This window comes from Kitasatospora sp. NPDC059146 (genome assembly GCF_042786665.1).
Taxonomy (GTDB): Bacteria; Actinomycetota; Actinomycetes; order Streptomycetales; family Streptomycetaceae; genus Kitasatospora.
Genome location: NZ_JBHZCY010000152.1, coordinates 1 through 21566, shown reverse-complemented (window position 1 = coordinate 21566; position 21566 = coordinate 1). Strand labels below are relative to the sequence as shown.

Here is a 21566-nt window from a genome sequence, read left to right as displayed (position 1 = left end):
GCGCTCCGGTGAGGCCCCGGCTCCCGCGCCGCAGGGCGGGCCCGCCCCGGCCGCCGCCGGTGTGGCGTACGAGGCGACCCAGCTGGCGAGCGCGATCGACCCCGCGCTGCTCGGCGGCCCGGCGGACCCGGGCACCCCGCCGTCCGGCGGTCCGGCCGTCCCGCCGCCGCCCGGCGGCCCGGCGGCTCCGGCCGCGCCCGCGGCCGGGTACGGCTACCCGAACGCGGGTGCCGCGCCCGGCGTCGTCCCGCCGACCCCGGTCACCGGCCCGCCGCCGGGCGCGCCGGTGCCGCCCGGGGTGCCCGCGGTGGGCCCGGGCTACTTCGCCGCGCTCAGCTACCGGGGCCCGGACGGCTCGGAGCAGAAGCTGCTGCACCGCAGCGAACCGGGCACCCCGCACCCGGAGTGGAAGATCCTCCAGGACCTGCGGCGGTTGAACGTGCCGCCGGAGCAGGTGCTGGAGCTCTACACCGAGCTGGAGTCGTGTGATCTGCCCGGCGGCTACTGCAACCGCATGATCGCGGCCTCCTGGCCGAACGTGCGGCTGACCCACACCGCCCCGTACGGCCGCGACCACGCCTCCCGGCAGGCCGGGATGGCCGAGCTGCTGGACCACCTGGACGAGCTGCACCAGCTGGCCTCCGGTGCCCAGCGGGTCCGCCCGTTCCGGGTTCCGCTGCCCGCGCCGGGGACGGTCCAGGCGCTGCCGCCGGCGCCGCCCCAGCAGCTCGCCCAGGAGCTGGGGACGGCCTTCGGCCAGAACCTGTTCCGCTACGAGCAGCGCGCCGTCTCCCGCCAGGGCGTGCCGGAGCCGGTGTCGCAGACGCTGACGTGGGCCGGGCTGCCGCGCGACTTCGGGCCGTTCTTCTGGGCCCAGGCGCAGGAGGGCCGGCCGATTCCGACGCTGGCCGAGCTGGCCGCCGAGCGCGGCCTGCAGCAGGGCCCGGACTTCGGCGGCTACCTGGTGCTCGGCAACGACTACGGCCGTCAGCTGTGCGTCCAGTACGGCACCGCGAACGTGGTCGCCGTGGACGTCGACGGAACCGGCCAGCCGCCGCGCTTCGTCAACACCGGTGTACCGGAGTTCGTCCGCGCGCTGGCCCTGCTGGGCCGGATGTGGCGGCTGCGGTACGGGCTGACGCCGGAGCAGGCCGGTCGCTGGACGACCGACTTCCAGGCCCAGCTCGCCGCGATCGACCCGGCGGCCCTGCAGACCGCGGACACTTGGTGGGCCGTGCTGCTGGAGCAGTTCTGGGACGGTCTGCTGTAGCGGACCGTCGCGGATCCTCGCAGGTGGGAGGGGTCGTTCCGGTGTCCGGAACGACCCCTTCGGCGTGCCCCGGCAGCTGTGCCTCGTTGGGGTTTCGTCCGGATCTGCGCAAAATAGGTCAAGAGGATGGGTCTCATCGCCCCGTCCTCGACACATTCCGGTCCGCACGACGACCGGATTCGGCCCCGGTGTCCCAACCGGTTCCGGATCCGTCCAGTCCGTCCGATCATGGGCTCCGCAGCCCGCGAAACGAGGGGAAGAGCCCATGAGCGACGCCGTCCCCCAGTACGGCTTCACCCAGGCCCGGCGCGGCTACGCGCCCGAGCAGGTCGACCGGGCGCTGGTCGCCCTGACCGCACAACGTGACGAGGCCTGGGAGCGGCTGAGCGTCCTGGGAGCCGGGATCCGGCAGATGGAGACCAGGCTCGACGACATCCGCCAGGCCGCCGAGGAGGCCCCGGAGCCGGACTACGAGGTGCTCAGCGAGCAGGCCGCCGGCCTGGCCGAGATGGCCCGGAACGAGGCCCGCGCCGTCAAGGAGAAGGCCGAGCGCTTCGCCGAGGACCTGCGGGACGAGGTCTACGAGGCCGGCCAGGAGGCCGACAAGGCCGCCAAGGAGTACGCCACCACCACCCGCGCCGAGGCCGACGCCGCCGCCCGCCGCACCGACGAGCGCACCCGCGCCGAGGCCGAGGGCATCCGCGCCGACGCCGACCGGGAGAGCCGCGCCGCCCGGGACGGTGCCACCGCCTACGCCGCCAAGGTCCGGGTGGCCGCCGCCGAGGCCAGCGAGCACGCCGAGGCCGAGCTGGCCGCCAGGCGCCGCAAGGCCGACGAGACCTTCGCCGAGGCCCAGGCCAAGGCCGACGCCGAGGACGCGGAGGTCTCCGCGACGGCCGAGCGCCGGGTCAAGGAGGCCGAGCAGCACCGGGAGACGGTGCTGAACCGGATCAAGCAGCTGGAGACCGACGCCCAGGCCAAGGCCGACCAGCTGGTCGAGAAGGCCCGCCGGGAGGCCGAGAAGATCAACGCGGAGAGCGAGCGCGAGCAGCAGGCCTTCGACGCCCGGCTGGAGACGGTGCAGCAGCACCTGGACCACATCAAGGCGACGCTGGCCTCGCTCACCGGCGCGGCGGTCGGGCAGATCGAGCCCGAGCGGCTGGCCGCGGCCGCCGCCGGGGCCGCCGCGGCCGGACCGGCGGACGCGGTGGCGGACAAGGTGGCGGACACCGCGCCGGTCGACTCGGAGGCGGACACCGGGGAGATCCCGCTGCCGGACCTGCGCGGCGCCGCGACCCCGGCCGACGGACCGGCCGACGCTCCCGCCGCTGCCCCGGCGGCTGCCCCCGCCGAGGCTCCCGGAGGTGCCCGGCCCAGCGGTGCGCGGCCCGGTGCGACGGCGCTGCTGCGGCAGCCGGTGGTCGGCGGCGCCGTGGCGGCCAGGACCGCCGATGCCAAGCCCGCCGACGCCAAGCCCGCCGAAGCCGAGGCCGGGGGCGCCGTCGACCCGGTGGTGACCGGTCCGGTCGTCCCGGCCGCGGTGCCGCCGAAGCCCGCGACGCCGCCCGGGCCCGTGGCCGACGTGGACGCGGCGGAGGGCGTGAACGGTGTGGCAGGCGCCGCGGGTGCCGCGGGCGCCGAGGAGACCCGGGTCATCCCGAAGATCATCATCGTGGACGACGGCGCCGGTTACGCACCCCCCAACACGGTGTCCTACCGCCGCAAGTAGTCCTCAGCCGCCCTCGCCCGTGATCAGCCGGGTGAGCTTCGCGTCCTGGGCCCTGACCGCCTCCTGCTGGGCGGTCAGGGCCTGTGCGTTGTGGTCGATCAGCTGCCGCTGGTAGCCGGCCAGCACGGCGAACCAGAGGCCGGCCAGGCCGGAGCGGGCGGTGCAGTCCGCGTCGGCGCGGGCGGCGGCCAGCTCGGCCGGGGTGGGCTCCGGCGTGGTCGAGTACCCGTGCGCCAGCTCCTCGGGGGTGGTGGTCCGGAAGCCGGCGGCCGTCATGCAGGCGGTCCACTGCCCGGTGGCCGCCACCACCCGGGCGTCCCGGGCGGTGGCCGTCGTCGACTCCTGGAACAGCCGGTCGACCAGTCGGCTGCCCGCCGCCGGCGGCGAGCCGATCCGTTCGGCGGTCCGCCGGTCGCAGTCCACCCGGGCGCCGTCGTAGGCCTCGCCGGAACCGGCCGGGGCGGGGTCCGGCCGGGGGGCCGACCGCCGGGGCGGGTGGAAGCCCAGGGTGGCGGCGGCCTCCGCGCCGAGGTAGCCCCAGGCGCCGGCCGGCAGTGCGGTCGCGTTGTCCGGCGGCTGGGCGGCCTGCAGCCCGTCCCCGGTGAACCCGGCGAAGCCGGCCCGGTGCATGCATGAGACGGTCAGCGCGTTCCGGGCCTGGATCTCCTTGACCGCGGACCGGTCGTCGGCCTGATAAGCGGACAGCGGAAGTCCGGTCAATCCGCCCCGGCCGGATTCCGGAGCGGCCGTGGAACCGAGCACCGGCGGGGTCGGCGCGGAATCGGCGGAGGCCTTTCCGGATTCGCTCGAACAACCCGCGGACAATACCGAAAGGGTGGCCGCGAGGGTGGCGGCGGTGAATCGTCCGAATCGGGCGGGAGGTGCCAAGATTCTGCTCCGATCCTCAAGCACGGCAGGCGTGTTGGGACCATAGCTCATGTCGTCCGGGTACGTTCCCCGGTCGCCGGGCGAATCCCGGCTTGGCCGGAAAGCACCTGTGCGGTGCGGGCCCGCCGTGCAAATCTCGGGAACCCGGCCGTTGTCGACGGAGCCGTTGTCGAGGGAGGGGTTACATGATTCGCCGCACCGATCCCCGCTCCACCGTTCGGAACGGAATGGGCAAGGCCCGTCGCGTCGGCGTTCTGGCGGTTCTCACGGCCGCCGCCGCGACCCTGCTGCCGACGACCGCGGCGCGGGCCGTGGAACGGGTCGACTGCGGGAACCGGGACGATTTCGCGAAGGTCTGGAACTACGGCTACAGCGGGCAGCTCTGCTTCGCGAACGACGGCTGGATGTCCCTGCGGGTCTACAACGTCGACCGGATCGACGCGGGCAACAACAAGGTCATCACCTATCTGGGCGGCGGACTCGGCTCCTGGACCGTCTTCACCTGGGAGCGCTACGACTTCAACGCCAACCAGGGCCGCCAGGTGATGATGTACGACATCAACCTGTCCCGCTGGTAGGGCCGGAGCAGGCGGGCGCAACGCGAAGAGGCCGAGACCCGTGGCGCCCTCCAGGAAAGGGCGCCACGGTTCCCGGCGCTTGGGCGGGCGCCCCCACCCAGGGTCGCCCGGCCTCGCACCTCCGACCCCCATCGGGGGTGCGACAGTGCCGCCACAGCCATCCCCCACGGTTGGGTGCGGCGGGCACATTCACCATGGTGCGCGATCTCCATGGACGGCCAGTGACAGGAGTATGTCCAGTTCGTGGCGGATGGCGGAGCCCGGTCGGGGCCGGTGCCCGAGCGGTTCGTCCACCGGTCGGTCCGGTGTTCCGTCCAGTGGTTCGCCTGCGGTCGTGTCCCTGCCAGGAACGCCCCGGCGGCTGCCGGATCATCCCCGCGCGGCCGGTCGCCCGGACGGCGCGGCCCCGCCGGGCTCCTACGCCGCGTGCCCGTCCGTGCCGCGGCGTAGGCTGGAGACCCCCGGCCGCTCGGCGTGCCGGGCCGTTCGCGTTGCCCCGGTGGGCCGTTCGCCGCCCGGAGGCAGCACCAGCCACGGCACGAAGAAGAGACCCCAGATGAGTCTGACCGGACTGCTCGATGTCGTCGCGCGGGACGCGGCGCTCGCCGAGGCGATCGAGGCGGCCACCGCCACCGGAGCCGCGGCCGGCGGCCGCCGGCACCTGGACCTGGTCGGACCGCCCGCGGCCCGGCCGTTCGCCGTCGCCGCGCTGGCCCGCGCGCTGGCCGGCCGGGCGGCCGGTGAGCGGGGCCGTCCGGTGCTGGCCGTCACCGCGACCGGGCGGGAGGCCGAGGACCTGGCCGCCTCGCTGCGCTCGCTGCTGCCCGCCGACGCGGTCGCCGAGTACCCCGCCTGGGAGACCCTGCCGCACGAGCGGCTGTCGCCCCGCTCGGACACCGTCGGCCGCCGGCTGGCCGTGCTGCGCCGGATCGCGCACCCGCGGGCGGACGATCCGGCGGCCGGGCCGGTGCAGGTGATCGTCGCCCCGGTCCGCTCGGTGCTCCAGCCGCAGGTGAAGGGGCTGGCCGAGCTGGAGCCGGTGGCCGTCCGGCGCGGGGAGACCCACGACCTGGAGGAGGTCGCCCGCGGGCTCGCCGCGGCCGCCTACGCGCGGGTCGAACTGGTCGAGAAGCGCGGCGAGTTCGCCGTCCGCGGCGGCATCCTGGACGTCTTCCCGCCGACCGAGGAGCACCCGCTGCGGGTGGAGTTCTGGGGCGACGAGGTCGAGGAGATCCGCTACTTCAAGGTCGCCGACCAGCGCTCGCTGGAGATCGCCGAGCACGGCCTGTGGGCGCCGCCCTGCCGGGAGCTGCTGCTGACCGACCAGGTGCGCGCCCGGGCCGCCGAACTGTCGGCCCAGCAGCCCGGGTTGGCGGAGATCCTGGACAGGATCGCGGAGGGCATCGCGGTCGAGGGCATGGAGTCGCTGGCACCCGTGCTGGTGGACGACATGGAGCTGCTGCTCGACGTGCTGCCGCTCGGCTCGGTCACGGTGGTCTGCGACCCGGAGCGGGTCCGGACCAGAGCGGCCGACCTGGTGGCCACCAGCCAGGAGTTCCTCCAGGCCTCCTGGGTCGCGGCGGCCGCCGGCGGCGACCGGCCGATCGACCTGGAGGCCATCGACGTCTCCGCCGCCTCGCTGCGCTCGCTCGCCGAGGTGCGCGAGCACGCCGACGAGATCGGCCTGCCCTGGTGGTCCGTCAGCCCGTTCGCGACCAGCGAGTCGACGGTCGACGGCATCCTGGAGTTCGACGTCAACACGCTGACCCTCGGCATGCACGCCGTCGAGGCCTACCGGGGCGACACCGCCCGGGCGATCGCCGACGCCAAGGAGCGGCTGGCCGCCGACTGGCGGGTCGTCATGGTGACCGAGGGCCACGGCCCGGCCTCCCGGCTGGCCGAGGTGCTCGGCAACGAGGGCATCCCGGCCCGGCTGGTCGCCGACCTCGCCGAGGCGCCCACCCGGGACGTCGTGTACGTCTCCTGCGGCTCCATCGAGCACGGCTTCGTGGACGAGCGGCTCAAGCTCACCGTCATCACCGAGACCGACCTGTCCGGCCAGAAGTCCTCCACCAAGGACATGCGCCGGATGCCGTCCCGGCGCCGCAACGCGATCGACCCGCTGGCCCTGGCGGCCGGCGACTACGTGGTGCACGAGGCGCACGGCGTCGGCCGGTACGTCGAGATGGTGCAGCGCACCGTCCAGGGCGCCACCCGCGAGTACCTGGTGCTGGAGTACGCCCCCGCCAAGCGCGGCCACCCCGGCGACCGGCTGTTCGTGCCGACCGACCAGCTCGACCAGGTCACCAAGTACGTCGGCGGCGAGGCCCCGACGCTGCACCGGCTCGGCGGAGCGGACTGGGCCAAGACCAAGCAGCGGGCCAAGAAGGCGGTCAAGGAGATCGCCGCCGACCTGATCAAGCTGTACTCGGCCCGGATGGCCGCCCCCGGCCACACCTTCGGCCCGGACACCCCGTGGCAGCGCGAGCTGGAGGACGCCTTCCCGTACGCGGAGACGCCGGACCAGCTGACCACCATCGCCGAGGTCAAGTCGGACATGGAGAAGTCCGTCCCGATGGACCGGCTGATCTGCGGCGACGTCGGCTACGGCAAGACCGAGATCGCGGTGCGGGCCGCGTTCAAGGCGGTGCAGGACGGCAAGCAGGTCGCCGTGCTGGTCCCGACCACCCTGCTGGTGCAGCAGCACTTCTCCACCTTCGCCGAGCGGTACGCCAACTTCCCGGTCACCGTGAAGGCGCTGTCCCGCTTCCAGACCGACAGCGAGGCCAAGGCCGTCCTGGAGGGGCTGTTCGAGGGTTCGGTGGACGTCGTCATCGGCACCCACCGGCTGTTCTCCTCGGAGACCAGGTTCAAGGACCTCGGCCTGGTCATCGTCGACGAGGAGCAGCGCTTCGGCGTCGAGCACAAGGAGCAGTTGAAGAAGCTGCGCGCCAACGTGGACGTGCTCACCATGTCCGCGACGCCGATCCCGCGCACCCTGGAGATGGCCGTCACCGGCATCCGCGAGATGTCCACCATCACCACCCCGCCGGAGGAGCGGCACCCGGTGCTGACCTTCGTCGGGCCGTACGACGAGAAGCAGATCTCGGCCGCGATCCGGCGTGAACTCCTGCGCGAGGGCCAGGTGTTCTACATCCACAACCGGGTCGAGTCGATCGACAAGGCGGCCGCCCGGCTCAAGGACCTCGTCCCCGAGGCGCGGATCGCCACGGCGCACGGGCAGATGGGGGAGAACCAGCTGGAGAAGGTCGTCGTCGACTTCTGGGAGAAGGAGTTCGACGTCCTGGTGTCGACCACGATCGTGGAGTCCGGCATCGACATCTCCAACGCCAACACCCTGATCGTCGAGCGCGGCGACACCTTCGGCCTGTCGCAGCTGCACCAGCTGCGCGGCCGGGTCGGGCGCGGGCGCGAGCGCGGCTACGCGTACATGCTGTACCCGCCGGAGAAGCCGCTCACCGAGACGGCCCACGAGCGGCTGGCCACCATCGCCCAGCACACCGAGATGGGCGCCGGCATGTACGTCGCCATGAAGGACCTGGAGATCCGCGGCGCCGGCAACCTGCTCGGCGGCGAGCAGTCCGGGCACATCGCGGGCGTCGGCTTCGACCTCTACATGCGGATGGTCGGCGAGGCGGTGGCCGAGTTCCGCGAGTCGCTGGCGAACGGCGGCGAGCCGGAGGAGGAGCCGCTGGAGGTGAAGATCGAGCTGCCGGTCGACGCCCACGTGCCGCACGACTACGCCCCCGGCGAGCGGCTGCGGCTGCAGGCCTACCGCTCGATCGCGGCGGTCAACTCGGAGGCGGACATCCAGCAGGTCCGGGACGAGCTGGCGGACCGCTACGGGAAGCTGCCCGAGCCGGTCGAGAACCTGCTGATGGTCGCCGGCCTGCGGCTGTACGCCCGCCGCTGCGGGATCTCGGACATCACCCTCCAGGGCTCCAACGTCCGCTTCGGCCCGGTGGAGCTGCGGGAGTCCCAGCAGCTGCGGCTGAACCGGCTCTACCCGCGCAGCCAGGTCAAGGCGGCGGCCCAGCAGCTCCTGGTGCCCCGGCCGAGCACCGGCCGGATCGGCGGCAAGCCGCTGGTCGGGCGCGAACTGCTCGGCTGGTGCACCGAGTTCCTGTCGGCCATGTTCGACGACCTGGCGGGGACGAAGAAGTAGCCCCCGGCGGTGTTCAGGTCGGCGGCCGTCCACGGCGGTTCACGGCGGTTCCGGGCCCGGCCCGGGGCCGCCGTTCGGCCGCCGGCCACCGGCCGGGCCCGGGGTGCCCGCGGCGGGTAGGTTCGAGGGGTGACGACGAATGCTGTGCCGACGGACGCTCCGGGCGCGAAGTTGATCCTGCTGACCACCACCCACCGGGTGGCCCCCGGCCTGCTGGCGTGGCCGGCCTGGGAGGCGCTGCGGTCGGCCGGGCGGGTGCTGGTCGGGGACGAGGGGCACCCGCAGGTGCCGGCGGTGCGGCAGGCCGGGGTGGCGGTGGAGGTGGCGCCGGCCGGGTCGGCGCCGGCGCTGGCGCGGCTGCTGACCGGGCAGCCGGCCGGGGCGGGGGCGACGGTGTGGCTGGGCGGCCCGGACGGGGACCCGGGGCTGACGGACGCGCTGGCCCGGCTCGCGGTGGAGCACGCCGGGGAGGTGCCGGAGATCGAGGTGCTGCCCGGCTCGTACGACCTGCCGGGGGCGCGGCTGCTGGACCTCGCCTCGGTGATGGACCGGCTGCGCTCGCCGGGCGGCTGCCCGTGGGACGCCGAGCAGACCCACGAGAGCCTGGTGAAGTACCTGGTCGAGGAGGCCTACGAGCTGGTCGAGGCGATCGAGGAGGGGGACCGGGACGCGCTGCGCGAGGAGCTGGGCGACGTGCTGTTCCAGGTGTTCTTCCACGCCCGGGTCGCGGAGGAGCACCCGACCGATCCGTTCACGATCGACGACGTGGCCGGGGACATGGTCGAGAAGCTGCTGTACCGGCACCCGCACGTGTTCGGGGACGTCGAGGTGGCGGGCGCCGACGAGGCGGAGGCGAACTGGGAGCAGTTGAAGGCGGCCGAGAAGGCGGACCGGGAGTCCGTCCTGGACGGCGTGCCGGCCGGGCTGCCGGCGCTGGCGTACGCGGCGAAGCTGGTGTCCCGGGTGCGCCGGGCGGGCTTCGCGGGGGTGCCGGACGAGCCGTACGAGCTGCCGCGCGAGCTGACCGCCGAGTCGGCGGGCCGGCTGCTGCTGGCGGTGGCGCAGCGGGCGCACGACGCCGGGGTGGACGTGGACGCGGCGCTGCGCTCGGCCGCGCGCGGCTACCGGGACGCGGTGCGCGCGGCCGAGGGGCTCCGGCCGGAGTAGACCTCGGTGGCGGGGCGGCTCAGGCCGCCGTCGCCGTGCGCTCGGTGGCGCACCGCTGCGGCGGGACGAGCTCGCCGATCGCCTCGCCGATCAGGACGACCAGTTCGGCGAGGCGCTCCAGGTCGAGGTGGGCGGGCAGGTCGGCGAGGGAGACGATCCGCTCGCCCCTCGGCCCCGCCACGCAGAAGAGGTCGATCGGACCGAAGTGCTTCTCGGCGGTGTCGACCAGCGCGGCGACGTCGCTAGGCCGGCGGATGTCGCCGGAGACGCCGACCACGGGGCAGCCCGGCCGGTCGAGTTCGGAGGCGAGGTCCTCGGCGATGCCGACGTGGGTGTCGGCGATCAGCATCCCGGCGGTGCCGGCCGCGGTGAACCGGCGGGCGAGGTCGGCCCCCGAACCGCCCGCGAGTACCGCGATGACGACGACTGCTCCGCTGACCGTCATTGGTCCAGCTCCTCCCTGCGGGCGACACCGCACCGGCGCCCGCGCGTACTTCGGAGGATCGTAGGCAGGTCCTGACCCTCCGCAACAGGGATTACCCCTCAGGTGACCAGGCTCACGCCTGCCGCCCGGCCAAGAGCTGGCCAAGGCCCGTCCACGCACCGTCCACGGGCCGTCCACGGAGTGTCGGCGTTCCGCTCGCGCGCCGGTCACGGACGGTTCGCGCGGCGGTGGCCTCCGGCCGGCCGCGGGGGCGCGTGCGCCGGTGGTCCGGGCCCCTCCGGTCCAGCGGTTACGGTCGACCCATGCCAGCTCAGCCCGAGGGCGCCCAGCCCGCCGCCCAGCCCGACCCGCAGCTCTTCACCTGGGAGTTCGCCGCAGACCCGTACCCCGCCTACGCCTGGCTGCGCGAGCACGCCCCGGTGCACCGCACCACGCTGCCGAGCGGGGTGGAGGCCTGGCTGGTGACGCGCTACGCGGACGCCCGGCAGGCGCTCGCGGACGGCCGGCTCTCGAAGAACCCGGCGCACCACAGCGGGCAGGCGCACCGCACCGGCCGGGTGGGCATCCCGGGGGAGCGGCAGGCGGACCTGATGACCCACCTGCTGAACATCGACCCGCCGGACCACACCCGGCTGCGCCGCCTGGTGTCGAAGGCGTTCACGCCGCGCCGGGTGGCGGAGTTCGAGCCGCGGGTGCAGCAGCTCACCGACCGGCTGATCGACGGCTTCGCGCAGCGCGGTTCGGCGGACCTGATCCACGAGTTCGCGTTCCCGCTCCCCATCTACGCGATCTGCGACATGCTCGGCGTTCCCTCCGAGGACCAGGACGACTTCCGGGACTGGGCCGGAATGATGATCCGGCACGGGGGCGGCCAACGCGGCGGCGTGGGGCGGGCGGTGAAGCGGATGCGGGCGTACCTGCTGGAGCTGATCCACCGCAAGCGGGCGGACCTCGGGGACGACCTGATCTCCGGCCTGATCCGGGCGAGCGACCACGGCGAGCACCTGACCGAGAACGAGGCCGCCGCGATGGCCTTCATCCTCCTCTTCGCCGGGTTCGAGACGACGGTGAACCTGATCGGCAACGGGACGTACGCGCTGCTGCGCAATCCCGGGCAGCGGGCCCTGCTGCAGGAGTCGGTGGCCCGCGGCGAGACCGCGCTGCTGGAGACCGGGATCGAGGAACTCCTGCGCTACGACGGGCCGGTGGAGTTGGCGACCTGGCGGTTCGCGACCGCTCCGCTGACCATCGGCGGGGTGGAGATCCCGGTCGGGGACCCGGTGCTGGTGGTGCTGGCGGCGGCGGACCGCGATCCGGCCAGGTTCTCCGACGAGAACACCCTCGACCTGGCCCGGAGCGACAACCCGCACCTGGGGTTCGGGCACGGCATCCACTACTGCATCGGAGCCCCGCTGGCCCGGCTGGAGGGGCGGTCCGCGCTGGCCACGCTGCTTTCCCGGCTGCCGGATCTGCGGCTGGCCGAAAGCCCGGAGAATCTGCGCTGGCGGGGTGGCCTGATCATGCGTGGATTGCGCGAACTTCCGGTCGAATTCAGTCCGGAGCCCCGGTCGCCGCACAGTCGTCCTGAGGCCACGACACGCTGACGAAGCATCCGGAACCGGCCACCGGCGGTGGTATGAACGCTCATCAAACCGGACAAAGCCCCGCCGTTGGTAGGCGATCGAACACGGGCCGTAATTCTTGTGTGATGTCGGTGATATGAGCTTGTGATTCGTCTGAGGATCTGTCTAGTCTCCGTGGAGTTCGCAGCTGCGGACCTCGTGCGCGGACGCCGAATCCTGCCCGCCGCGTCACGGGAAACCGACCAGAACCCTGGGCAGGGGCGGGGGAACCAGGTTTGTTGCCGTTCCTCCACGGCTCGGGGTGAAGCCGCCCGCGCGGAATCGATTCCGCAGACGGCGGCCGGGCCACCTCCCGGTCCGAACCCGACAGCTCACCTCGCAGGCGTGCGGAGAGGGACCTTCATGCTGTTCGTTGGAACCGGCCGTCATCGCCGTCGCACCCAGGCCGAGAAGGCCATCGCCGTCGCCGGTGTGGCCGGCGTCGGACTCGCACTGCCGCTCCTCTCCGCCACCGGCGCCTCCGCCGCCCCGGCCTCCGTCTGGGACTCCGTCGCCCAGTGCGAGAGCGGCGGCAACTGGAGCATCAACACCGGCAACGGCTTCTCCGGCGGCCTCCAGTTCACCCCCAGCACCTGGAAGGCGTACGGCGGCACCGCGTACGCGGCGCAGGCCAACCAGGCCAGCAAGGGGCAGCAGATCGCCGTCGCCGAGAAGGTCCTCGCCTCGCAGGGCCCCGGCGCCTGGCCGGTCTGCTCCCAGAAGGCGGGCCTGAGCAAGGGCGGCGCCCCGGCCCAGGTGGACACCTCCTCGGACGCCAAGCCGCAGAAGCAGCAGGCCCAGAAGCAGGCACCCAAGCAGCAGGCCCCCAAGGCCGCCGCCAAGCCCGCCCAGCCGAAGCCGGTCCAGCAGTACGCGCCGAAGCACGCCGCGCCGAAGCAGGCCGAGCAGCCCGCCGCCCCGTCGGCGCAGCAGTACGCCCCCAAGCACGCCGCCCCGCGGGCCGCGCAGGCCCCGGCCGCCACGACCGGCCACGACTACACCGTCCGGGACGGTGACACCCTGTCGGGCATCGCCACCGCCCAGGGCGTGTCCGGCGGCTGGCAGGCGCTCTACGACGGCAACCGCACCACGGTCGGCGGCAACCCGGACATGATCGTGCCCGGCCAGGTCCTGCACCTGGGCTGAGCCGGACCGTTCCACGGAGAACGACACGCTGGACACGTAGGGGGCCGCGCCCGGCGGCCCCCTACGTCCGCGTTCGCCCGCCCCGATGGACGCCCCGGTGGGACGCACCGGGACGAGCAGGTGAACTACCGGTGGGTAGCCGGGCCACACGGTGAGACGCAGCCCGGGCCGAGGTGGCCCCGGGAGCCCGGGCGGTTAGGCTCTGGTCGTAACGACTCCGCAATCGTCCGGCCGACAGCACCACCCGCAGCCGGACCCTGCTTCCGCAAGGAGATGCTTCGTGCCGTCCATCGATGTCGTCGTAGCCCGTGAAATCCTCGACTCCCGCGGCAACCCCACGGTCGAGGTCGAGGTCGGCCTCGACGACGGCAGCACGGGTCGTGCCGCTGTTCCGTCGGGTGCCTCGACCGGCGCCTTCGAGGCGCTCGAACTGCGCGACGGCGACAAGAACCGCTACTTCGGCAAGGGCGTGGAGAAGGCCGTCCTGGCCGTCATCGAGCAGATCGGCCCGGAGCTGGTCGGCTACGACGCCACCGAGCAGCGCCTGATCGACCAGGCCATGCTCGACCTGGACGCCACCCCGGACAAGTCCTCGCTCGGCGCCAACGCCATCCTGGGCGTCTCGCTGGCCGTCGCGCACGCCGCCTCCGAGGCCAGCGACCTGCCGCTGTTCCGCTACCTGGGCGGCCCGAACGCCCACGTCCTGCCGGTCCCGATGATGAACATCCTCAACGGCGGCTCGCACGCGGACTCCAACGTCGACATCCAGGAGTTCATGATCGCTCCGATCGGCGCGGAGTCCTTCTCCGAGGCCGTCCGCTGGGGCGTCGAGGTCTACCACACCCTCAAGGGCGTGCTGAAGGAGCGCGGCCTGTCCACCGGCCTCGGCGACGAGGGCGGCTTCGCGCCGAACCTGGACAGCAACCGCGAGGCCCTGGACCTCATCACCGAGGCCATCCAGAAGGCCGGCTACGTGCCCGGCCGCGACATCGCGCTGGCCCTGGACGTCGCCGCCTCCGAGTTCTTCCAGGACGGCGCCTACCAGTTCGAGGGCAAGGCCCTGTCGGCCGCCGAGCTCATCGAGTACTACGCCGAGCTGGTCGCCTCCTACCCGCTGGTCTCCATCGAGGACCCGCTGGACGAGTCGGACTGGGACGGCTGGAAGGCCATGACCGTCAAGCTGGGCGACAAGGTCCAGCTGGTCGGCGACGACCTGTTCGTCACCAACCCGGCCCGCCTGGCCAAGGGCATCGAGACCGGCACCGCCAACGCGCTGCTGGTGAAGGTGAACCAGATCGGCTCGCTGACCGAGACCCTGGACGCCGTCGAGCTGGCCCAGCGCAACGGCTACCGCTGCATGATGTCGCACCGCTCCGGCGAGACCGAGGACGTCACCATCGCCGACCTGGCCGTCGCCACCAACTGCGGCCAGATCAAGACCGGTGCCCCGGCCCGCTCCGAGCGCGTCGCCAAGTACAACCAGCTGCTGCGCATCGAGGAGATCCTCGACGACGCCGCCGAGTACGCCGGCCGCGGCGCCTTCCCGCGGTTCAAGCACGAGGGCTGAGCGCGCCCGGGCCGGGCGGCGTCCGGCCCGGATCCCGGGGGCCCGAGGCCCCCGGTAGCGCACGCCTGACCGGTGCCCCGCCGCTCACCCCGTAGGGTGGACGGCGGGGCACCGTCGCGACCAGGAGGGGATACGGGAGATGGCTGGCTGGAGGATCCCGGGCTTGGCGGCCCGGCCTCGGTTCACGAGCCGGGCGACCGTCCTCGTCCTGGTGCTCTGCTCGCTGGTGGCGATCCTGGCCTACCCCACGCGGCAGTTCATCTCCCAGCGCGCCGAGATCTCCGCCCAGCGGGCGAAGGCCGACCACGCGCGCCAGCAGGTCGACCAGCTGCGCCGGGACAAGGCGCGCTGGCAGGACCCGGAGTACGTCAAGGCGCAGGCCCGCGCCCGGCTGCACTACGCGGTGCCGGGGGAGACCCCGTACATCGCGGTGGACCCGGCCGGGCCGGCCGCCCGGCCCTCCGCGCCGGCCGGTTCGGCCGCCGCCGCCGACGCGGCCGCCGGCCCGGCGAAGGCCGACAAGCCCTGGTACACCAGCATCTGGGACTCGGTGGACGCCGCCGACACCGTCGCGCTGGCCCCCGCCGCACCCCGTCCGCTCCCCCCGTCCTCCGTTGGAGACCCCACCCCCCATGACCACTGAGAACCACCCCGCCGTCTCCGACGCCGACGTCGCGGCCATCGCCGCCCAGCTCGGCCGGGTGCCGCGCGGCCTGCGCGGTGTGGCGCACCGCTGCCCCTGCGGCAACCCCGACGTCGTGGAGACGGCCCCCCGGCTGCCGGACGGCACGCCGTTCCCGACGCTGTACTACCTGACCTGCCCCAAGGCCGCCTCGCTGATCGGCACCCTGGAGGCGGAGGGCGTGATGAAGGACCAGACGGCCCGGCTCGCCGAGGACCCGGAGCTGGCCGCCGCCTACCAGAAGGCGCACGAGGACTACATCGCCCGGCGCGACGCGATCGAGGTGCTGGAGGGCTTCCCGAGCGCCGGCGGCATGCCGGACCGGGTGAAGTGCCTGCACGTGCTGGTCGGCCACTCGCTGGCGGCCGGAGAGGGCGTCAACCCGCTCGGCGACGAGGCGATCGGCATGCTGGAGGACTGGTGGGCCAAGGGCCCGTGCGTCTCCCCGGCGGAGGTCGAGGCGGCCGGTGACCGGGTGCTGCGCAACCGCGCCAAGGACCAGGACCACGAGGCCGTGATCGCGGCCAAGCAGCAGAAGACCGCCGAGCGGGCCGCGAAGAAGCGCGCCGCCGAGGACGGCACGGCGGGGCAGGACGCGACGGCGGAGCAGGAGTCCGAGTGAGTACGACCCGTGTGGCCGCGATCGACTGCGGCACCAACTCGATCCGGCTGCTGGTCGCCGACCTGGACCCGGAGACGGGCGAGATCACCGACCTCGACCGCCGCATGATCATCAACCGGCTGGGCCAGGGCGTGGACCGCACCGGCCGGCTGCACCCGGACGCGCTGGAGCGCACCTTCGCCGCCTGCCGCGAGTACCGGGAGGTCATCGCGGGCTTCGGCGTCGGCCCGGAGCGCACCCGCTTCGTCGCCACCAGCGCTTCCCGGGACGCCGAGAACAGCGACGAGTACGTCAAGGGCGTGCGCGACATCCTGGGCGTCGAGCCGGAGGTGGTGAGCGGCGAGGAGGAGGCGCACCTGTCCTTCGTCGGCGCCACCAAGGAGCTGGCCGGCGGGCCCTTCCCCGCCCCCTACCTGGTCTTCGACCTGGGCGGCGGCTCCACCGAGTTCGTGCTCGGCGGGGCGCAGGTCCAGGCGGCGCGCTCGGTGGACATCGGCTGCGTGCGGCTGACCGAGCGGCACTTCGACGGCGCGGAACTGCCCTCGCCGGAGCAGATCGCGCAGGCCCGGGCGCACGTGCGGGCCGAGCTGGACAAGGCCGAGGAGGTCGTCCCGCTGACCGGTGCGGCCACCCTGGTGGGCCTGGCCGGGACGGTCACCACGGTGTCCGCGATCGCCCAGGACCTGCCCGCCTACCAGTCGGAGCGGATCCACCACTCCCGGATCAGCCGCGAGCGGGTCGCCGAGATCGCCCGCGAGCTGCTGGCCGCCACCCATGCCGAGCGCGCGGCCATCCCGTCGATGCACCCGGGCCGGGTGGACGTGATCGCGGCGGGCGCGCTGGAACTGCTGGAGATCATGGACCGCACCGGCGCCGCCGAGGTGGTCGTGAGCGAGCACGACATCCTGGACGGCATCGCCTGGAGTACGGCCTCCTGACCGTCCGCAGGCCTTACTCCACCGGCCCCGGCGCCCCTTTCGGGGTGCCGGGGCCGGGGCGCGCCCGGGTGCGTGCGAGAACCTTCGTGAATTTCTTCACATGGCGATCCAGTCTTTCGTCGCACCCCGTGGCCCGCTACGCCCGAATTGTGAGACCGAAGGCCCTTCGGTCGTACGGCCCCTTGGATCGCAGGTCAGGCCTCGTTCAGGGTTTGAAAATCGAAATCACGAGCGGGAACCCGGGCGCTGTACGGATCGTTGCTGCTCAGCCGGGTAGTGCTCCGGCGCACGTTCACGAGGGGCCCCCGGGGCCCGTGAGCCGGTGCGCCGGGCCGGTTTTTGCGGGCGCGCAGTGTAGCACGGGGTGTCCATGAGTTTGTGACCGGGCTCACGAAGGCTGCTCCGGACGGTGCTGGATACTTTCGGATATGAGCACCACGGAGCGTCCTCGCATCCTCATTGTCGGCGGTGGTTACGTCGGCCTGTATGCCGCGATGCGCATCCTCAAGAAGATGCGCTACGGCGAAGCGACCGTCACGGTCGTCGACCCGCGGTCGTACATGACGTACCTGCCCTTCCTCCCCGAGGCGGCCGGCGGCAACGTCGCGCCCCGCAACCTCGTCGCGCCGCTGCGCAAGACCCTCAAGCAGGCGGAGGTGCTGACCGGGTCCGTCACCGGCATCGACCACGCCCGCAAGGTCGCGACCATCCAGCCGGCGGCCGGCGACAGCTACGAGCTGCCCTTCGAGTACCTGGTCGTCGCGACCGGCTCGGTCTCCCGCACCTTCCCGATCCCGGGTCTGGCGGAGAACGGCATCGGCATGAAGACGGTCGAGGAGGCCATCGGCCTCCGCAACCACGTCATGGCCCAGCTCGACAAGGCCGAGTCCACCTCGGACGAGGAGGTCCGCCGCAAGGCCCTGACCTTCGTCGTCATCGGCGGCGGCTTCGCCGGCATCGAGACGGTCGCCGAGGTCGAGGACATGGCCCGCGACGCGGCCAAGCTGTACAAGACCGTCAGCCGCGACGACATGCGCTTCGTCGTCGTCGAGGCGGCCAACCGCATCCTCCCCGAGATGGGCCCGGACCTCGGTCTGTGGACCAAGGAGAAGCTCGAGGAGCGCGACATCGAGGTCTACATCGAGACCTCGATGGACTCCTGCGTCGACGGCCACGTCGTGCTGAAGAACGGCATGGAGATGGACGCCGCCACCATCGTGTGGACGGCCGGCGTGAAGCCGAACCCGGTGCTGGCCAACTTCGGCCTGCCGCTGGGCCCGCGCGGCCACGTCGACACCGCGCCGACCCTCCAGGTCCAGGGCTTCGACTACGTCTGGTCCGCCGGCGACAACGCCCAGGTCCCGGACCTCGCCGCCGGCGAGGGCGCCTGGTGCCCGCCGAACGCCCAGCACGCCTGCCGCCAGGCCGTCGTCCTCGGTGACAACGTGATCTCCGGCATGCGGGGCTTCCCGCAGAAGGAGTACAAGCACAAGAACCTGGGTGCGGTCGCCGGTCTCGGCCTGCACAAGGGCGTGGCGATCCTCTTCGGCAAGTACAAGCTGAAGGGCCGTCCGGCCTGGTGGTTCCACCGCCTGTACCACGGCGCGATGGTCCCGACCTTCAACCGCAAGGTCCGCGTCTTCACCGACTGGACCCTCGCGATGTTCCTCAAGCGCGAGGCGGTCGGCCTCTCCCAGATGGAGAAGCCGCAGCTTCCGATCCAGGAGGTCACGCCGCCCACCAAGCCCGTCGAGGCCGCCAAGCCGGCCGCCGACAAGGAGCTCGCCAGCAAGTAAGCGACTGGACCCCGGTGTGGGAGCGCCGGGGTATGAGTCGGAGGCCCTCCGCCCGGCAGTGTCGCCGGACCACGACCTCCGTGGTGCTCAGCCGGCCGTGCGACCGGGCGGAGTACAGCAGTAGTGGAGCCCCTGCCGAGAACCCTCCGGCAGGGGCTCCTGCCGTTCCCCCGCGGTGCGTGCGCCCGCCCCCGGCCGCGGGTGCGACCGGGGGCGGGCGGAGCCGGCCGACGGGGCGTCAGTCGGTCTTGATGCTCGACAGGATGTCCAGCTTGGCGGCCCGGCGGGCCGGCCAGATCGCGGCCACCAGGCCGACCAGCCCGGCCAGGCCCAGGAAGAGCGCCAGCTGGCCGTACGGCAGGACGGTGGTCAGCCCGCTCAGGCTGGACTTGAGCGTCCCGTTGATCGCCCAGGCGATGAAGCAGCCGAGCAGCAGGCCGATCCCGGCGCCGAAGAGCGAGATCACCACCGACTCCAGCCGGACCATCCGCTTGATGCCGCTCCGGTCCAGGCCGATCGCCCGCAGCATCCCGATCTCGCGCTTGCGCTCGAAGACCGACATGGCCAGCGTGTTGATCACGCCCAGGACGGCGATCAGGACCGCCATGCCCAGCAGGCCGTACATCAGGTTCAGCGCGAAGGTGATGACCTGGCTGAACTGGTCCCGGACGTCCTGCTTGGACTTGACCTCGATCACCGGGTTGGCGCCCGTGGCGTCCTTGATCGACTGCTTGAGCCCGGCGGTGGCGCCGTCCTTGCCCTTGACCAGGACCTGGGGGACGTACGGCTTCGGCTCGTGCTTGGCGATCTCGCTGTTGGCCAGCAGGACCGGGCCGAGCATGCCGCCCTTCTCGTACACGCCGCCGACGGTGAGCTGACCGGTGGAGCCGTCCGGGTAGGAGACCGCCATCGTCGAGCCGGTGGTGACGTTGAACGTGGTGGCGACGTCCTGGTCCACCAGCAGCCGGCCCTGGCCGAGGCCGGCGGTGGAACCGCTGCTCAGCTTGATGTCGACGACCTGCTCCAGGACGGCCGGGTCGAGGCCGGTGATCTCCTTGTAGGTGCCGTTGAGCTTCCAGTCGGTGGAGGTCATCGGCGAGGAGGCGGCGACCCCGGGGGCCTTGGCGATCTGGGCGGGCACCTGCTCGGAGAGGCCCATCCGGTTGGCGGCCGAGACGAGGTAGTCGGCCTTCATCGACTTGGTGACGGCCCGGTCGATGGTGTCCCCGACCGAGGTGCCGATCACGGTCAGACCGGTGACCAGGGTCAGTCCGATGGTGAGCGCGGCGGCGGTGGCCGCGGTGCGGCGCGGGTTGCGCACCGCGTTCTGCTGGGCGAGCTTGCCGGGAGTGCCGCCCAGCCCCCGCAGCAGCGGGCCGACCAGGGCGACCACCGGGCGCGAGAGCAGCGGAAGCAGCACGAACACGCCGATCAGGGCCAGGAAGGCACCCGCGCCGACCGGCATCCGGCCGCTGTCGTTGCCGGTGGAGGCGCCGTAGGCGATCAGCGCCAGGCCGCCGCCGGCGAGCACCGAACCGATGCTGTTGCGGACCACCAGGCTCTTCTGACTGGTCGGCTGGTCGCCGCTGCTCATCGCCGCCACCGGCGCGATCCGGGCGGCCCGCACGGCCGGCAGCAGGGCGGACAGGACCGTCACCAGGACGCCCACCACGAGGGTCACCACGACGGTCATCGGCTTGATCACCAGCGCGCCGCTCGGCATGTTCTCGTCCAGCGAGCCGATCAGCGACTGCATCCCGGCGCCGATCCCGACCCCGGCCAGCAGGCCGGCCGCCGCCGAGACGGTGCCGATCAGCAGCGCCTCGATCAGCACCGAGCGGGTCACCTGCTTGCGGCTCGCGCCGATCGCCCGCAGCAGCGCGAGCTCCTTGGTGCGCTGGGCGACCAGCATGGTGAAGGTGTTGGCGATGATGAAGATGCCGACGAAGAGCGAGATGAAGGCGAAGACCAGCAGCATGGTGCGCATGCTGTCGGTGCCCTTGGTGATCTGCGCCTGCTCGTCCGCCTGCAGCTTGGCGCCCGTCTCGACGTCGAAGTGCTGGGCGGCCGGGAGCTTCGACTCGACCTGGGCGAGCAGCGCGTCCTGGGAGGTGCCGGGCTTGGCGGTGAGCACGACGCTGCTGTAGCGGCCCGGCTCCAGCAGCGTCTGCTGGGCGGTGGCCCGGTCGAACAGGGTGAGGGTGCCGCCGGTGTTGACCACCGGGTCGTCGGTGGTGAAGACACCGGTGAGCTTCGCCTCGATCACCGGACCGTTGGCGGCCACCCGGACGGTGTCGCCGACCTTGTAGCCCGCCTTGTCGGCGGTCCTGCGGTCGAGGGCGACCTCCTTGGCGTTCTTCGGCCCCTGACCCTCGGTCATCGGGTAGCGCGGGTCCCGGCCGTCCTGGCCCGGGGCGAAGTTGGCGCCCTTGGCCGACCAGACCTGGCCGATCAGGTTGCCCTTCTTGTCGGCGACCCCGGTGAAGCCGCCGGCCACGCCGCGCGCGCTCGCCGTGCCGGGCAGTGCGGCCAACTGCTGGACGGTGTCGTCGGTGAGGCCGGCGCCGGCCTCGCTCTTCTGCTTGGCCGAGGCGCCGGAGCCGGCCGCGCGGTCCACGACCTGGACGGCGACGTCCGAGTAGCTCTTGGAGTTGCTGTCCCGCAGGGCCTTGCCGAAGGTGTCGGAGAAGACCATGGTGCCGGCGACGAAGGCGGTGCCGAGCATGACGGCCAGCGCCGTCATCAGCAGTCGGCCCTTGTGGGCCAGCACATTGCGCAGTGCGGTGCGATACATGAGGTGTCCTGGGGAGGTTCGAGGGCTTCGGTCGGCTCGCTGGCTCAGCTGGTGCGGCCCTTGGCGTCGAAGCGGCGCATGCGGTCCAGGACGGTGTCGGCGGTGGGGTTGTGGAGTTCGTCGACGATCTTGCCGT

At 72.9% G+C, this 21566-nt stretch carries 14 protein-coding genes, 2 pseudogenes and 1 riboswitch; of the genes and pseudogenes, 12 read left to right on the top strand and 4 right to left on the bottom strand.

The genetic code is table 11. The features are described from left to right. Positions 1-1270 (top strand): SUKH-4 family immunity protein (locus ACFXPX_RS38455; RefSeq protein WP_380644709.1); only part of this gene is annotated, 1270 nt, incomplete at its 5' end. Between the two features lie 265 nt (positions 1271-1535). Then, positions 1536-2999 carry a hypothetical protein gene (locus ACFXPX_RS38450; RefSeq protein WP_380644708.1) on the top strand — a complete coding sequence of 488 codons (1464 nt, stop codon included), beginning with the start codon at positions 1536-1538 and terminating at the stop codon, positions 2997-2999. Positions 3000-3002: 3 nt separating this feature from the next. On the opposite strand, the gene ACFXPX_RS38445 is transcribed toward ACFXPX_RS38450, so the two are convergent. Beyond that, positions 3003-3629, bottom strand: a complete 627-nt coding sequence (locus ACFXPX_RS38445) for a hypothetical protein (protein WP_380644707.1) — start codon at positions 3627-3629, stop codon at positions 3003-3005. Between the two features lie 443 nt (positions 3630-4072). Here ACFXPX_RS38445 and ACFXPX_RS38440 point away from each other — a divergent pair, with 443 nt between their 5' ends. The 3 genes from ACFXPX_RS38440 (at position 4073) to ACFXPX_RS38430 (ending at position 9818) form a co-directional block, all read left to right on the top strand. Next, positions 4073-4465, top strand: a complete 393-nt coding sequence (locus tag ACFXPX_RS38440) for a beta/gamma crystallin domain-containing protein (protein ID WP_380531560.1) — start codon at positions 4073-4075, stop codon at positions 4463-4465. A gap of 556 nt (positions 4466-5021) precedes the next feature. Beyond that, complete coding sequence (mfd, locus tag ACFXPX_RS38435) at positions 5022-8651, top strand: transcription-repair coupling factor (RefSeq protein ID WP_375884500.1); 3630 nt, start codon at positions 5022-5024, stop codon at positions 8649-8651. Positions 8652-8780: 129 nt separating this feature from the next. After that, complete coding sequence (locus tag ACFXPX_RS38430; RefSeq protein WP_375884502.1) at positions 8781-9818, top strand: MazG family protein; 1038 nt, start codon at positions 8781-8783, stop codon at positions 9816-9818. A gap of 19 nt (positions 9819-9837) precedes the next feature. Here the strand turns inward: ACFXPX_RS38430 and ACFXPX_RS38425 are convergent, their stop codons facing one another. Next, positions 9838-10263: an SDR family NAD(P)-dependent oxidoreductase gene (locus ACFXPX_RS38425; protein ID WP_375884505.1), complete on the bottom strand. Its 426-nt coding sequence runs from the start codon at positions 10261-10263 to the stop codon at positions 9838-9840. A 302-nt stretch (positions 10264-10565) separates the two neighbouring features. On the opposite strand from ACFXPX_RS38425, the gene ACFXPX_RS38420 reads away from it, so the two are divergent. The 7 genes and pseudogenes from ACFXPX_RS38420 to ACFXPX_RS38390 all read left to right on the top strand — a co-directional run bounded on the left by ACFXPX_RS38420 (position 10566) and on the right by ACFXPX_RS38390 (position 18636). Continuing rightward, positions 10566-11867 (top strand): cytochrome P450, encoded by a 1302-nt coding sequence (locus tag ACFXPX_RS38420; RefSeq protein ID WP_375884508.1) that lies wholly within the window; start codon positions 10566-10568, stop codon positions 11865-11867. A gap of 209 nt (positions 11868-12076) precedes the next feature. After that, a riboswitch (cyclic di-AMP (ydaO/yuaA leader) is annotated at positions 12077-12247 on the top strand. A gap of 1 nt (position 12248) precedes the next feature. Continuing rightward, positions 12249-13031 (top strand): transglycosylase family protein, encoded by a 783-nt coding sequence (locus tag ACFXPX_RS38415; RefSeq protein ID WP_380588701.1) that lies wholly within the window; start codon positions 12249-12251, stop codon positions 13029-13031. 280 nt (positions 13032-13311) lie between these two features. Further along, a complete protein-coding gene (eno, locus tag ACFXPX_RS38410) occupies positions 13312-14598 on the top strand; it encodes a phosphopyruvate hydratase (RefSeq protein ID WP_375884514.1) in 1287 nt (428 codons plus the stop codon). 163 nt (positions 14599-14761) lie between these two features. Then, positions 14762-15241 (top strand): septum formation initiator family protein, encoded by a 480-nt coding sequence (locus tag ACFXPX_RS38405; RefSeq protein ID WP_380644706.1) that lies wholly within the window; start codon positions 14762-14764, stop codon positions 15239-15241. After that, a pseudogene (locus ACFXPX_RS38400) lies at positions 15213-15749 on the top strand (DUF501 domain-containing protein); the annotation flags it as partial. The gene ACFXPX_RS38405 and the pseudogene ACFXPX_RS38400, both read left to right, overlap by 29 nt. 149 nt (positions 15750-15898) lie before the next feature. Then, positions 15899-16840, top strand: coding sequence for an exopolyphosphatase (locus ACFXPX_RS38395; RefSeq protein ID WP_380397637.1), 942 nt, complete (start codon positions 15899-15901; stop codon positions 16838-16840). Between the two features lie 428 nt (positions 16841-17268). Then, on the top strand, positions 17269-18636 hold the full coding sequence (locus tag ACFXPX_RS38390) for an NAD(P)/FAD-dependent oxidoreductase (protein WP_350509113.1): 1368 nt from the start codon (positions 17269-17271) through the stop codon (positions 18634-18636). A gap of 238 nt (positions 18637-18874) precedes the next feature. Here the strand turns inward: ACFXPX_RS38390 and ACFXPX_RS38385 are convergent, their stop codons facing one another. Together ACFXPX_RS38385 and ACFXPX_RS38380 are read right to left on the bottom strand one after the other, a co-directional pair. Next, on the bottom strand, positions 18875-21430 hold the full coding sequence (locus ACFXPX_RS38385; protein WP_375884521.1) for an ABC transporter permease: 2556 nt from the start codon (positions 21428-21430) through the stop codon (positions 18875-18877). A gap of 44 nt (positions 21431-21474) precedes the next feature. Beyond that, positions 21475-21566, bottom strand: a pseudogene (locus ACFXPX_RS38380) (ABC transporter ATP-binding protein); the annotation flags it as partial.